This is a genomic window from Lutibacter holmesii, from assembly GCF_042679665.1.
GTDB lineage: Bacteria > Bacteroidota > Bacteroidia > Flavobacteriales > Flavobacteriaceae > Lutibacter > Lutibacter holmesii.
The window spans coordinates 738,931-752,425 of the sequence record NZ_JBHTMV010000004.1 but is presented as its reverse complement, the minus strand read 5'-3'; the positions used below and the strand labels follow the sequence as shown (position 1 = coordinate 752,425).

At 31.1% G+C, this 13,495-nt stretch carries 13 protein-coding genes and 1 pseudogene; 6 read left to right on the top strand and 8 right to left on the bottom strand.

Annotation, left to right across the window (positions count from 1 at the left end):
• The 5 genes and pseudogenes from ACFQ5N_RS11695 to ACFQ5N_RS11675 form a co-directional block, all read left to right on the top strand.
• A pseudogene (locus tag ACFQ5N_RS11695) lies at positions 1–1,028 on the top strand (hypothetical protein); the annotation flags it as partial.
• 2 nt (positions 1,029–1,030) lie between these two features.
• Positions 1,031–1,774, top strand: a complete 744-nt coding sequence (locus tag ACFQ5N_RS11690; RefSeq protein ID WP_386809706.1) for a hypothetical protein — start codon at positions 1,031–1,033, stop codon at positions 1,772–1,774.
• 3 nt (positions 1,775–1,777) lie between these two features.
• Positions 1,778–2,764, top strand: a complete 987-nt coding sequence (locus ACFQ5N_RS11685; protein ID WP_386809705.1) for a hypothetical protein — start codon at positions 1,778–1,780, stop codon at positions 2,762–2,764.
• 3 nt (positions 2,765–2,767) lie between these two features.
• Positions 2,768–3,697, top strand: a complete 930-nt coding sequence (locus ACFQ5N_RS11680) for a hypothetical protein (protein WP_386809704.1) — start codon at positions 2,768–2,770, stop codon at positions 3,695–3,697.
• A gap of 2 nt (positions 3,698–3,699) precedes the next feature.
• Positions 3,700–4,869 (top strand): gliding motility-associated C-terminal domain-containing protein, encoded by a 1,170-nt coding sequence (locus ACFQ5N_RS11675; RefSeq protein WP_386809702.1) that lies wholly within the window; start codon positions 3,700–3,702, stop codon positions 4,867–4,869.
• Here ACFQ5N_RS11675 and ACFQ5N_RS11670 read toward each other — a convergent pair.
• Genes ACFQ5N_RS11670 through murQ form a run of 3 tightly spaced genes read right to left on the bottom strand, consistent with a single transcriptional unit; the run spans position 4,859 to position 6,943 of the window.
• Positions 4,859–5,911, bottom strand: coding sequence for a D-alanine--D-alanine ligase (locus ACFQ5N_RS11670; RefSeq protein WP_386809701.1), 1,053 nt, complete (start codon positions 5,909–5,911; stop codon positions 4,859–4,861). The genes ACFQ5N_RS11675 and ACFQ5N_RS11670 overlap by 11 nt on opposite strands.
• Positions 5,911–6,135, bottom strand: a complete 225-nt coding sequence (locus tag ACFQ5N_RS11665; protein WP_386809700.1) for a DUF6095 family protein — start codon at positions 6,133–6,135, stop codon at positions 5,911–5,913. The genes ACFQ5N_RS11670 and ACFQ5N_RS11665 overlap by 1 nt, the downstream gene beginning before the upstream one ends.
• Entirely contained in the window at positions 6,125–6,943 is an 819-nt protein-coding gene (gene murQ / locus ACFQ5N_RS11660; RefSeq protein ID WP_386809699.1) for an N-acetylmuramic acid 6-phosphate etherase, read from the bottom strand. The genes ACFQ5N_RS11665 and murQ overlap by 11 nt, the downstream gene beginning before the upstream one ends.
• A 97-nt stretch (positions 6,944–7,040) precedes the next feature.
• Between murQ and ACFQ5N_RS11655 the strand changes: the two genes are divergently transcribed.
• Positions 7,041–7,865 (top strand): mechanosensitive ion channel family protein, encoded by an 825-nt coding sequence (locus tag ACFQ5N_RS11655; RefSeq protein WP_386809697.1) that lies wholly within the window; start codon positions 7,041–7,043, stop codon positions 7,863–7,865.
• Positions 7,866–7,944: 79 nt separating this feature from the next.
• Here ACFQ5N_RS11655 and ACFQ5N_RS11650 read toward each other — a convergent pair whose 3' ends face one another.
• From ACFQ5N_RS11650 to ACFQ5N_RS11630, 5 genes are all read right to left on the bottom strand, one after another.
• Entirely contained in the window at positions 7,945–10,191 is a 2,247-nt protein-coding gene (locus tag ACFQ5N_RS11650) for an NADP-dependent isocitrate dehydrogenase (RefSeq protein WP_386809695.1), read from the bottom strand.
• A 775-nt stretch (positions 10,192–10,966) separates the two neighbouring features.
• Positions 10,967–11,317, bottom strand: coding sequence for a 50S ribosomal protein L19 (gene rplS / locus ACFQ5N_RS11645; protein WP_386809694.1), 351 nt, complete (start codon positions 11,315–11,317; stop codon positions 10,967–10,969).
• An 87-nt stretch (positions 11,318–11,404) separates the two neighbouring features.
• Positions 11,405–12,082, bottom strand: coding sequence for a tRNA (guanosine(37)-N1)-methyltransferase TrmD (trmD, locus tag ACFQ5N_RS11640; RefSeq protein WP_386809692.1), 678 nt, complete (start codon positions 12,080–12,082; stop codon positions 11,405–11,407).
• Between the two features lie 57 nt (positions 12,083–12,139).
• On the bottom strand, positions 12,140–12,994 hold the full coding sequence (gene prmC, locus ACFQ5N_RS11635) for a peptide chain release factor N(5)-glutamine methyltransferase (protein WP_386809691.1): 855 nt from the start codon (positions 12,992–12,994) through the stop codon (positions 12,140–12,142).
• Positions 12,994–13,485 (bottom strand): GNAT family N-acetyltransferase, encoded by a 492-nt coding sequence (locus ACFQ5N_RS11630; protein WP_386809689.1) that lies wholly within the window; start codon positions 13,483–13,485, stop codon positions 12,994–12,996. The genes prmC and ACFQ5N_RS11630 overlap by 1 nt, the downstream gene beginning before the upstream one ends.
• Positions 13,486–13,495 lie beyond the last annotated feature (10 nt).

Here is a 13,495-nt window from a genome sequence, read left to right as displayed (position 1 = left end):
TACAGGGTGAAACTGGCGCTACTGGTGCCCAAGGAATACAAGGTGCAACTGGTGCTCAAGGAATACAAGGAGAGACTGGCGCAACTGGAGCCCAAGGAATACAGGGTGCAACTGGAGCACAGGGAATTCAAGGAGAGACTGGAGCAACCGGAGCTCAAGGAATACAGGGTGAAACTGGCGCAACAGGAGCTACTGGTGCGGATGGTGTTGGAATTGCGCAAACACTTTCTATTTCAGGTGATCAATTAACGATTTCTGATGGAAATACTGTTACACTTCCACAATCGACAACTACTTTAGAAGTAACTAAAGAAGAGATTGGATATGTGTTTGCAGCCGCTCATGTTCCAGCAAATAGTCCTGCACCTTTATTTAATATTAATTGTAGCGATATTGAAAGAACGAATACTGGTAGATATACGGTTAAATTTGATGTAGACCACCCTAATGGAGCAAATTATGATATTACTTTTGGTACTCAAGTGAATTCAGGAAGAGATTCAAGAATTGTTTCTGTAGTAGCTCAAAGAGCAGATGGTTTTGATGTAATTGTTGTAACAGGGGATAATGGAACAACTCCTGATACTTATGTTGATGAAGTATGGTACTTTAGTACTTCTGCAACTAGAGAGGTGGTAACCGATGTTACGCTTGGAACAACTATAACTCCACCTTCAGCGGGTACAACACCTGTTGGAACAATAGATACAAGTATATTTGAACTCAATAATTTTGATGATAGGGGTACGGGAAGCTGGGAAATTAAATTTGGGAATTATACAGGGACAGCAGAAGATTATGAAATATTAGTGAGTAATATACCTTATAATTCTATTTCTAATTTGTCTTCTGGAGATTACACTACTTCTTGGTCTACGAATACAGATGGTACATATAATTTATTGATTACAAGTACCAGTCCAATGTCAGGGAATATGACTATTTCAGGAGATAACCCTTCTCCAGAAGGTTATACTTATGGTGGCCAACCTACATCACCAACAACAATTACATTTTACACTAGATAATTATGAAAAATTTTGTTTTAATAGTGTTTTGTTTGGTTTCATTAAATAGTTATTCCCAATTATTGACTATTGATGAAGTTATGGGTATACCAATTGGTGAAGATGGAGATACAAATTTATCACCTACTGAAGAAGGTGCTGTATTTTATAATACAGACACTAAAGAATTAATGATTTTTGATGGGACTTCATGGGTAAATGTTTCTAATCCAACTCCTACAGTGTATACTGGTTACTTTATTATTGATGGACCTGGTGGTTCAAGTGAAACAACATCTACTTTTACTAAATCAATTGATGAAGTACCTTTTAAACCATCGCAAGTGACCTTTATAGCACATGCAAATATTGAAAAAGAAACTATTAATGATGATAACGGAGAGACCTCTCCTAAACCGAATGGTGATAATGATCCATCTATTAGTAATTCATTTGGAACAATGCATGGTTTTGCTAGGTCTAATGAAGGTGATGATGATACGCAACAAGTTATTTATTTAGGAGCTAGTGGAAACTCTATCAATGATATTTCTAGATATGCAAGTCCAGATCATTGCATTGGATTGCGCTATTCTAATCAAAATGGAGATAATTTTGGAATTATTAATGGTAGTTTAGATAAGTTTAATGATGATGGTTTTGATATAGTTGTGAACTATATAGTAGGTAGTTTATCAAACTTGTCATCAGAAAGAACTGCTTTTAAAGATGAAGATGTTTTAGTATTGTTTACGGCATATAAATAATTTATGAAAAAATTAATTGTTTTTTTTATTGGTTTAATCTTTTTCAGTAGTTATGCACAGCTAGATGAAACTACGGTTATGGGAATTCCTACTGGAACTTCAGCAGAGATTAATGGTGTAACACCAGAAGAAGAAGGTGCAATTGCATATAATTCTGAAACTAAAAAATTAATGGTTTATACAGATACTGGTTGGGTAAATGTCTCTATCAGTGAAAATGGATGGTTAACAACTGGAAACTCTGGTATTACAGCTTCTGATTTTATTGGTACTACTGATGGGCAAGATTTGGTTTTAAAAGCTAATAATGATGAACAATTGAGATTGAATGGGAGTGTAGAAGGGCAAGTTTTAATTAATGAAGCTACGGAGTTCAATAGTCATCCACTGGTTGTAAGAGCAAATGGTGTTGATGTTTTAGCTTTTGAAGATGAGAGTGGAACCCCAAAATGGCATTGGAATTTATTAGCAGACGGTTTAAATTTTGTTGAATCAAATGTTTTAGATTATAGGTTATTCTTAAAAAATGGAGGTAATGTTGGTATCGGAACAAATGATCCATTAGAAAATCTACATATAGCAAACAATATGCGTTTAAATGGTTCATTTGTTGATAAAGATGGAGATAAAGGAACTTCGGGTCAAGTATTGTCATCAACTGTTTCTGGGACAGATTGGGTAGATAAAAATTCGGTTGTTTCAGTTAATCCACTAACAAATAGTTATACATTGGTATCTAGTGATAACGGTTCAGTAATTACTATTGATAATAGTAATGATACCACACTTACAATTCCTTCAGGTTTAGCTATTGGATTTAATATTAGTTTGTACCAAATAGGTGATGGTCAAGTTACCATAATTGGAGATTCAGGAGTAACCGTTTTAAATAGATTACGAAGGTTTACCACAGCTGGAAAAGATGCTGGAGTTGGTATTGTTTGTACTGCAACAAATACGTTTCATATAACAGGAGATTTAAAAAGGTAATCAATGAAAAGAATCCTATTTTTTATGGTGTATTTTTTTATTGCTGAAAGTGTTTTTGGTCAAATTGCACATTATAATCAGTTTCCTGCTATGCAACCTCAACATATATTGGATGATCATTTAACCAATATTAGTTTTGCATTTTCTATGCGTGTGTTAAATAGTGATTACGAAGGATATCTTGTTAGACTACGAAAACAAAATGGTCAAAATCCAGGTAATGGAGATGAAGAAAAAGATTTTGGTTGGTCAGAAAATGATATTGTTGATGTAGTTGCTATTGATGCTTGGAGGAAGAAGAAAGATGTATATGTTGTAACTTGGTATGATCAAAGTGGAGAAGGGAATAATGCAACTCAAACAGATGAAGATAGACAGCCTCAATTTTATTCTGATGCAACTATACCATATTTTCAGGGTGATGGAACGAACAATACAGGTGATTTTTTAGAAGTAGTTACGTCTAATGGAATACAAAGTGTAACAAATAATGGAAATGAAGGTTCTGTTTTAGGTGTTATGAAAGCAACTAAAAGAGCGCAACACTCTTTTGGAGTTTTAAGAGGTAGTAACAGATGGTCTACTCATATTAATTGGAGTGATAACAATTTGTATTTTGATCCGGGTATTTGTTGTAATAATGTGCGTAGTTTTGAAAATAGTAGTAATGTAAATGTATGGCAACAGTATACTTTTATAAAGACAAATAGTAATGCTATTGCTAGAGCAGGAGGTGATGAGAAGTTTAATGGACTGCATACTACTGGTAGGTGTACTCGTACAGAAAATTTTGCAATTGGATGGGCGACTGGTACAGGATGGAATAAATATGCAACAACATCATTTTCAGAATTAATTATGTATAAAATGGATATTTCTGCCGATGAGTATTTGGAAATTGAGGAAGATGCAATAACTTTTTGGAACTTATAAAAATGGATAATATAAAACAACATAAGGTACTTTTCTTTTTAGTTATGTTTATTGTAGTAACAATAAATGCACAAACTACCTTCCAAAATAATGGGAATATTCAAATTCATGAAGATGGTCAAGTAGGTTTTCATACTGATGTAGTAAACAATGGAACTTTTGATCAAAATTTAGGGATGGTTGGTTTTTATAGTGTTGATGATCAGTTAGAGGTTTCAGGTACTAATGAAGCTGTTTTTAACAATGTTGAAGTAAACGTATTTGATAATTTATACCTAGAAACATCAATAACAGTTGCTAATAACTTATCTTTTATTACTGGGAAAGTAATTACTCCAAGAGATAATTTAGATGTTTCATTAAAGTTTTCAGAGTATTTTTTACATTCAGGTGAAAATGATGAAGCGCATGTTGATGGTTATGTTTCTAGTACAGATAATACAGAGTTTACCTTTCCCATAGGTGATGAAAATTCATTGCGACCAATGTTATTGCCTGAACAACCAGAAAATACTTCATATACAGGTGCATATTTTAAGGAAGATCCAAATAACCCTTCAACTTTTGATATCTCTTTTGATACAAATGAAAAGCAAAATTTATTAAATAAAATAAGCGAATATGAATTTTGGGATTTAAATGGAACTGAAGAAACGGAAGTTGTTTTAACTTGGGACTTTTTTAGTTATTTAAATGAATTTGGAGATGAATTAAAAAGTATTCGTGTTGTTGGTTGGGATAAGATTGAAAACAGATGGGTTGATTTAGGAGGTAAAAACATTACAGGTGATTTAAATGAAGGTTCGGTTCAGTCTTCTAAATTTATTCCAGATAATTATGAAGTGATTACCATTGGTACAGATGTTTCTTCAGTATTGGGTAATGAAATTGTTAGTCGTAATTATGCGTTTACACCAAATGGAGATGGAATTAACGAAGTTTTAGTTGTTGAAGGTGTAGAGTTAAGGCCAAACAATTCTATTAATATTTTTAATAGATGGGGAGCTTTGGTGTTTAGTCAAAAAGGGTATGATAATACTTGGGATGGAGTTTCAAAACACGATTTAACAATTAATAAAAATAAGGGATTACCAACAGGGACCTATTTTTATACACTAACTTTTTATGATGAAGGAATTACCTTAACGGGTTATATTTATATTATGCGTTAAGATTAGATTGTTTTTTTATTTGGTTTGTGTAGGTTTTAAGTTCTCTTAAACTATTAATAAAGTCAGAAATTCGATCGTATTTTATTTTATTTTTGGAGTGATTTAAAATTGCTATTCTGTATAAAATCTTCCAATGTTTTCTAATTTCTTTTAAAGCTTTAAAATAACTAGAATTGGTTGGATCGTAAATATGTGTAGGTTCAGAAATAATTCCGTTGAACTCAATTATTTTAAAATTTTTAAGAGCAATTAAATCCTCAATTGAGTTGTATTTTAAATCTAATCTCCCATAATACCAATTAGGAATTTGTTCAATAATTTGGTCTATAGCTTGTTCAAGTTCTGGAGTTATTAAGTGCTTTCCATTAATAAATTGAGTGCCTTTGGAATGATTTCCAATAACATTCAAAATTTTTTCTTCATCTTTTATTGGTATGCTATCTAAATTATTGTGGTGTAAATCTTTTAAAAGATCAAAATATAATTTTGCTCTAGAGTCTTTTAAAATTAATTCTTTCAAGGTTGAGAAACCATCACCAGTTACAGTTAAGTATTTTTTTAATGTGATGGATGTTATGTGTCCTTTTTCTTCGGATGGAATTCTATAATAAAAAATTCCACATTCTTTTTTAAATGAAATATATTCCTGAATTATTAAATTTAAGTTGTGGTGCTTTTCTAAGTATTTCAGCAACTCGTTTTCAGTTTTAATTCTTTGTACTAATAAACCTCTAAATCCAATATCTGGTTTTATAATTAATGGATATGTAAGTTTATTTTGTTCCATTTGTAGTAATGTACTTGAAATGGGATTATTGGCTTTTATAAAAACGGAAATAGGTTTATAGGCTTCAGGAATTAATTGTAGGGTTGAAAATTTAGATTCACTTCCATTTCCTGAATGTTGTATTGCCGGATTTGCAGCTGAGAAAAATACTGGATTTTTCGCTTTAATAGCTAAATAAATTGCATACGGAATGTTGGGTAGATAAAACAAATAGCTTGGCCAGTATTCCCAATGTTTAAAAATAGAAGCTCCCATTAATCTTTTTCAAAAAAAGCGTTTAAAATTATTTTAATACCTAAAAAACCTAATGTAACAGCTCCAATACCTACTATTATACCTGCAATTAGCCAAAAATAATTGTTTTGTTGTTTAATTGCTTTAAAGCCAATAGTTATAAGAATAGGTGCAATTATTAGTAGCGGTAAAGCACCTAATTCATATTTTAAACCTTTTGCTAATTTTTGTTTATTAGTTGCCATGGTTAAAATTGTTAATTGCTGCTCTTACATTATTGTGTTTTAAAAGTAATTGATTTGCTGTTTCTTCAGAGATATTTAGTTCTTCCATTAACATTTTTGTACCACGATCAACCAATTTATTGTTAGATAATTGCATATCAACCATTTTGTTACCTTTAATTTTACCAAGTTGAATCATAACACTTGTTGAAATCATATTTAACACAAGTTTTTGAGCGGTTCCTGCTTTCATACGCGAGCTTCCCGTAACAAATTCAGGTCCAACAAGAATTTCAATTGGATGTTTGGCTGTTTTACTAAGCGGACTTCCTTCATTACACGTAATACATCCGGTTAATATATTATTTTCGTTGCATTTTTCTAGTCCCGAAATTACATAAGGAGTTGTCCCTGATGCGGCAATTCCAACAACTGTATCGTTTTGGTTTATAGCATAAGCATTTAAATCTTCCCAACATTGTGTTGTAGAATCTTCAGCAAATTCAACAGCTTTTCTTATGGCGGTTTCTCCACCAGCAATAATCCCAATAACCACATTGTGCGAAACACCAAAAGTTGGAGGACATTCAGATGCGTCTACAACTCCCAATCTACCACTTGTTCCGGCGCCAACGTAAAACAATCTTCCTCCCATTTTCATTCTGGAAACTATTGCTTGAACTAACTGTTCAATATTGTGTATTTTTTTTTCAACTGATAAAGGAACAGTTTTGTCTTCATTATTAATATTGGTTAATAGTTCGTTTACACTCATTTTTTCTAAATGATTGTACTTTGATGTTTGCTCTGTTGTTTTTATAAAACCCATGTTTCAAAAATAGTGAATTGAAAACGAAAAATTATGTGACTTTCATAAAATTGTGGTGTCTTATTAATTATAACAATCAAATTTTAAATTTTTTTCTATGGAAAGTATTACAGCATCTTTGACAGCATTTTTTAATTCTATATCTCAAGGTTTTGGAGATTGGGGTTTAAATTTAATTGGAGCAATTGTCTCTTTATTAATTGGTTTATGGATTATTAGATTATTAATGAAAGCTATAACAAAAGCTTTTACAACTTCTAAAATTGATAAAACGTTAAAACCATTTTTAATTACACTAACATCATTTGGACTAAAAGCTTTATTGTTTATTACAATAGCTCAAATAGTTGGTGTTCCAATGACATCGTTTGCAGTATTATTAGGAGGTGTTGGAATTGCTATTGGTGCCGCTTTTAATGGTTCTTTAGGGCATTTAGCATCTGGAGTAATGTTATTGGTTTTTAGACCTTTTCAAGTAGGTGATTTAATTGAAGTAAACGGTGAATTAGGTTTTGTAAAAGAAATTTCTGTGTTTGTTACTATTTTGGAAACATTTCAAAATAAAACATCAATTATTCCAAATGGTACTATTACAGCCAATAAGATTGTAAATTATACTACTATTGGAAATTTAAGGGTTGATATGCCTTTTGGAATTAGATATGGAGCAAATATTGAAAACGCAAAAGCTATTGTAATGAATATTTTAGCTGAGGATTCAAATGTTTTAAAAGACCCTAAGCCTAGAGTTGCAGTTAATAATTTGGGTGAAAATGGAATTGAATTATTAGCATTGCCATATTCAAGTGTTGAAGGCTATTGGGATGTGTACTGGGATACTCGTCAAAAAATAGTGGAAGCTTTAGGAGAAGCAGGATATGAAGCTCCTTTACCACAACGAGTAGTAACTATGTTAAAATAATATGAATTGAATGCTTAATAGCATAAAAAAAAGCGAACAAATTATATTTGTTCGCTTTTTTTGTTTTGTATTTTGGGTATTACATTAATACGCTTTCAGATGGTATTGCTGAAATAATTTTATTAAACGTTTCACTTGGTCTCATTGCTTTATTAGCCAATTCATCATTTGGTAAATAATAACCTTGTAAATCAACTTCGTGACCTTGGGCACTATTTAGTTCTAATAATATTTTTGATTTTGCAGCAAATAATTCTTTATAAATTTTAGTGAACAAGTTTTTTAAATCTGCATCTTTACTTTGAAGCGATAATGCTTCAGCCCAATATAAACTTAGGTAAAAGTGACTCCCTCTATTATCTAGTTCAAATACTTTTCTTGAAGGCGATTTTTTGTTTTCTAAAAATTTATCTGTTGCTAAGTCTAAAGTCTCAGATAAAACAAGCGCTTTAGAATTTTTAAGGCTCTCACCTAAATGTTCTAAAGAAACTGTTAAGGCTAAAAATTCACCTAAAGAATCCCAACGCAAGTGACCTTCTTTTACAAATTGTTGAACGTGCTTTGGAGCAGAACCACCGGCACCTGTTTCAAACAAACCACCACCATTCATTAGCGGAACAATAGAAAGCATTTTTGCACTTGTACCAACCTCTAAAATAGGGAATAAATCTGTTAAGAAATCACGTAATACATTTCCTGTTACAGAAATAGTATCTAAACCTTCTTTAATTCTATCTAAGGTGAAAAGTGTAGCGTAGTAAGGAGATAAAATATGTATTTCTAATAAAGACGTATCAAAATTAGGTAAATATTTTTCTATTTTTTTAATCAACTCAATATCGTGAGCTCTAGTTTCATCTAACCAAAAAACAGCTGGTGTATTTGTAGCTGTGGCTCTTTTAACTGCTAATTTAATCCAATCTTGAATTGGAGCGTCTTTTACTTGACACATTCTCCAAATATCACCTTCTTCTACTTTGTGTTCAATTAAAGTATTCCCAGCAGCATCAATAACACGTACGGTACCTTCTTCTTTAATTTCAAATGTTTTATCGTGTGACCCGTATTCTTCGGCTTTTTGAGCCATTAAACCAACATTTGGTACTGTTCCCATTGTTGTAGGATCAAAAGCACCATTTTGTTTACAAAAATTAATTGTTGCTTCGTAAATAGGAGCGTAGCTACTATCAGGAATAACTGCTTTTGTGTCTTGTTGTTCACCTTGAGCATTCCACATTTGTCCAGAAGTACGAATCATTGCAGGCATTGAAGCATCAATAATTACATCACTTGGTACATGTAAGTTGGTAATTCCTTTATCAGAATTTACCATTGCTAATCCTGGTCCGTTGTTATAGCAAGCATCAATATCTTCTTCTATTTCTTGACGTTTATCTTCAGGAAGCGTTTGAATTTTAGAAATTAAATCACCAAAACCATTGTTTTCTTCAACTCCTAGCTCTTCTAATACAGCTTGATGCTTTTCAAAAACTGGTTGAAAGAAAGTTGTTACTGCATGTCCAAAAATTATTGGATCTGAAACTTTCATCATAGTAGCTTTCATATGTAAAGAAAACAACACATTATTTGCTTTGGCATCTTTAATTTGCTCGCTTAAAAAAGCTAATAATGCTTTTTTACTCATTACCGAAGCATCAATAATTTCTCCTTCTAAAATTGGGAAACTATCTTTTAAAATACTTGTATCACCAGCGCTGTTTGTAAACTCTATTTTAACTGATGTTGCTTCAGAAAGTGTTAACGATTTTTCATTAGCTCTAAAATCATTAGCACTCATTGTTGCTACGTGCGTTTTAGAATCTGGAGACCAAGCTCCCATAGAGTGCGGATTATTTTTTGCAAAATTTTTCACTGCTTTTGGTGCTCTACGGTCTGAATTTCCTTCTCTTAAAACTGGGTTAACAGCAGAACCTTTTACAGCGTTATATCTTTTTTGAATGTCTTTTTCTTCACTAGTATTTGCTTCTTCAGGGTAATTAGGAATTTTATATCCAAGTTTTTGAAGTTCTTTAATAGCTGCTTTAAGCTGAGGAACAGAAGCTGAAATATTTGGAAGTTTAATAATATTTGCTTCAGGAGCTTTTGCTAACTCACCAAGTTCACTTAAATTATCAGGAATTTTTTGATCGTCAGATAAAAACTCTGGAAATACAGCTAGTATTCTTGCTGCTAATGAAATATCTTTAGATTCAACATTAATTTTAGCGGGTGCAGTAAATGCTTTAATTATAGGTAAAAAAGAATAAGTTGCTAATGCTGGAGCTTCATCTGTTTTAGTGTAAACAATCTTTGGTGTTTTACTCATAATATATAATTTGGTTTTAAAAACTGATTCTTTAGCGAATTAGCAAAAAATAAGTTTAAGATTTTATAGTTTATTAATAGTAAAACAAATGTAATATTTTTTGCTAAAATATCCATTCCGAAAACGTTATAAATAAGGCTTTGTAATAATAATAACGTAATAATGAACTAAGAAAATTGAGGAAATAATAATGTTTAAAAACAAAAGCCATCATATTGATTTCTCAGTATCATGGCTTTTTGCTGAAACACTTTTTTAATAACTTTCAGTTTGTTTTGTTTTTATTATAATGCTTTCATTTTTCAATTACTAGCGTTGTAATAAACAATTCACATCATTTGTCAACTCTTACAAATCAACTTTTTATTAACTAGTTGTTTCTTTTAAAATAACATTTAAAACTTTGTTGTAATTAAAATTACTTGTTTTAAAACATTACTCTAAAAATAATGTCTTTATAACCTTTTGTTTCCGTTTTGTATGCTAAATACTTGGCTACATTACTCATTAAAAGTATAGGTTGTAAAAACGATGTTCAAGAACATTTTGAATTTCACTTTGAATTTTTTAGCAGACTTCGAAAAGTAGCATTTAAATGCAATGCTTAAATTTTCATCGTTTAATTCTTATGTAAAATAACACCCAAATATTGTAAAACCCAAATATTTAACTGTTTTAATATCAACAAGATATGAACTTGAGTTATGAACAATTGTGAACAAAAAAATCCGTTTTGATATTCAAAACGGATTTTTTAATTTTTTTGAAATAAAGACTAACGTCTTTTTTCTTGTATTCTTGCTTTTTTACCAGTTAAACCTCTAAAGTAGAAGATACGAGCTCTACGCACTCTACCGTGTTTGTTAACTTCAATTTTTTGAATTGCTGGTAAATTTACTGGGAAAATACGTTCAACACCAACAGTACCAGACATTTTTCTGATAGTGAATGTTTCAGATGCTCCAGTTCCTCTTCTTTGAATAACTACACCTCTAAAAAACTGTGTTCTTGTTTTTTCTCCCTCTTTAATTTCGTAATAAACTGTAATAGTATCTCCTGATTGAAATTGAGGAAATTCTTTTTTAGTTACAAATTCGTCTTGTATAAATTTTACTAATGCTTCCATTTTAACTATTTTAATGGTTTTTCCATAATTAACATTCACGATTCTCGTCAGAGGTTAATTTTGAGTGTGCAAATTTAGTAAAAAAGATTAATCTTCCAATAAATCTGGTCGAATTTTTTTTGTGTGCTCAAAAGCTTTGTTATTTCGCCATTCTTCTATCTTCGGAAAATTTCCTGATAATAGTACTTCTGGAACCTTAAGTTCTTTATATTCAGCAGGTCTAGTGTAAACTGGAGGTGATAATAAATCGTCCTGAAAAGAGTCTGTTAACGCTGAAGTTTCATCGCCCAAAACACCTGGAATAAGTCTAATAATAGCATCACATAGCACGGCTGCACCTAATTCGCCACCGCTCAAAACATAATCTCCAATAGAAATTTCTTTTGTGATAAATAAATCACGAACACGTTGATCAACACCTTTGTAATGACCGCATAAAATTATCATGTTTCCATTTAAAGAAAGTGTGTTTGCTGTTTGTTGATTTAATGTGGGAGCGTCAGGCGTCATATAAATTATATCATCATAATCACGTTCTGATTTTAATTTGGAAATACATTTATCAATTGGTTCAATCATTAAAACCATACCAGCGCCACCGCCAAATTGATAATCATCAATTTTTCCATAACTATTTAAAGCATATGTTCTTAAATCATGAAAATGTACTTCAACTAAACCTTTGTCTATAGCACGCTTGATAATTGAATACTCAAACGGACTTTTAATTAATTCTGGTGAAACAGTAATGATATCTATTCGCATGCCGCAAAGATAAATCTTTTAAGTCTAAATTTAAACGTTATTTTGAATAAGCGAAAACTAAGAAGTGTAAACGGCTTTTATCATTCTATCAACACCAAACATATCTTTTTTAAGTTCAATGGCAGTAAAACCTTTTGAAATTAATAAATCAACTGTTTCTTTACCTAAGTATTGATTTATTTCAAAAAATAACAACCCGTTTTTTGAAAGATGCTTGGTAGCTAAATCGGCAATTTTATTGTAAAATAATAGCGGATTGTTGTTTTCTACAAAAAGAGCTAAATGAGGCTCGTAATTTAAAACGTTTTTTTGCATTTCAGCTTTTTCTAATTCACGAACGTATGGCGGATTGCTAACAATAATATTGTACTGAGTATTTAAACTGTTAGTTTTTAAAATATCTTTTTCTAAAAATTGAATAGTAACGTTGTTCAACTGTGCGTTTTCTTTGGCTGTTTTTAATGCTTTTGAAGAAATATCAATAGCGCTAATAGTTGCAGTTGGAAGGTTTTTAGCTAATGAAATTGGTATACAGCCACTTCCTGTACCAATATCTAAAATAGTTAAGGTTGAATTTTCTACTTTTGATACTTCTAGAATCCAACTAACTAATTCTTCAGTTTCAGGTCTTGGAATTAAAACGTTTTTATTCACTTTAAAAGGTAAACCGTAAAACTCTGTTTCACCTATTATATATTGTATTGGAATATTATTTTTTAAACTGTTTAAATTTTTTTGCAGTGTGTTTAAGTTGTTTTCTGAAATTTCAAAATTTGGTTGTAAAGCAATGTCTATTCTATTTAAATTTAACACGTGCTCTATTAAAATGTTGAAAAAAGATTGAATTTCAGTTTCAGGATAGCTGTTAGATAATTCTGAAAAAAAGCATTTTTTAAATTGTAGTATTTGCATTATAAACTTTTAAGCATCCATAAATTACATGAATAATGTCCTGTATCTCCCATTGGAGCATCTAAATCTTCAAAACCTACTTTTCTATACAGTTTTCTGGCTTCTTCCATGTAAGGTAATGTTTCTAAATAACATTTTTCAAAACCAAATTCTTTTGCTTTTTGCAGGCAAGTTTTCATCATTTCACTTCCTAAACCAATACCTCTAGCTTCAGGTGTAAAGTACATTTTTTGCAGTTCACATACATTACCTTGGTAGTTGTCTAATTGTTGAATGCCTGCGCCACCATAAATTTCACCATTTTTTTCTACAACATAATAAACAGCATTTTTTGCAGTATAAGCTTCGCTTAACGTATCTAAAATAGTATCTGCATAGGCAGTTCCTACTTTTGGAACTCCATATTCTATTAAAACACGTCGTATTGCTTTGGCAATTTTAGAATTGTCTGAAGGTTTAATTTCTCGAATAGTGAAGTTATTTATAGTCATTTTAAAATAC

What these genes read in the sequence shown, in the direction of transcription:
- ACFQ5N_RS11690 (WP_386809706.1), top strand. Translation starts at nt 1,031, where the DNA reads ATGAAAAATTTTGTTTTAATAGTGTTTTGTTTGGTTTCATTAAATAGT.
- ACFQ5N_RS11685 (WP_386809705.1), top strand. Translation starts at nt 1,778, where the DNA reads ATGAAAAAATTAATTGTTTTTTTTATTGGTTTAATCTTTTTCAGTAGT.
- ACFQ5N_RS11680 (WP_386809704.1), top strand. Translation starts at nt 2,768, where the DNA reads ATGAAAAGAATCCTATTTTTTATGGTGTATTTTTTTATTGCTGAAAGT.
- ACFQ5N_RS11675 (WP_386809702.1), top strand. Translation starts at nt 3,700, where the DNA reads ATGGATAATATAAAACAACATAAGGTACTTTTCTTTTTAGTTATGTTT.
- ACFQ5N_RS11670 (WP_386809701.1), bottom strand. Translation starts at nt 5,911, where the DNA reads ATGGGAGCTTCTATTTTTAAACATTGGGAATACTGGCCAAGCTATTTG.
- ACFQ5N_RS11665 (WP_386809700.1), bottom strand. Translation starts at nt 6,135, where the DNA reads ATGGCAACTAATAAACAAAAATTAGCAAAAGGTTTAAAATATGAATTA.
- murQ (WP_386809699.1), bottom strand. Translation starts at nt 6,943, where the DNA reads ATGGGTTTTATAAAAACAACAGAGCAAACATCAAAGTACAATCATTTA.
- ACFQ5N_RS11655 (WP_386809697.1), top strand. Translation starts at nt 7,041, where the DNA reads ATGGAAAGTATTACAGCATCTTTGACAGCATTTTTTAATTCTATATCT.
- ACFQ5N_RS11650 (WP_386809695.1), bottom strand. Translation starts at nt 10,191, where the DNA reads ATGAGTAAAACACCAAAGATTGTTTACACTAAAACAGATGAAGCTCCA.
- rplS (WP_386809694.1), bottom strand. Translation starts at nt 11,317, where the DNA reads ATGGAAGCATTAGTAAAATTTATACAAGACGAATTTGTAACTAAAAAA.
- trmD (WP_386809692.1), bottom strand. Translation starts at nt 12,082, where the DNA reads ATGCGAATAGATATCATTACTGTTTCACCAGAATTAATTAAAAGTCCG.
- prmC (WP_386809691.1), bottom strand. Translation starts at nt 12,994, where the DNA reads ATGCAAATACTACAATTTAAAAAATGCTTTTTTTCAGAATTATCTAAC.
- ACFQ5N_RS11630 (WP_386809689.1), bottom strand. Translation starts at nt 13,485, where the DNA reads ATGACTATAAATAACTTCACTATTCGAGAAATTAAACCTTCAGACAAT.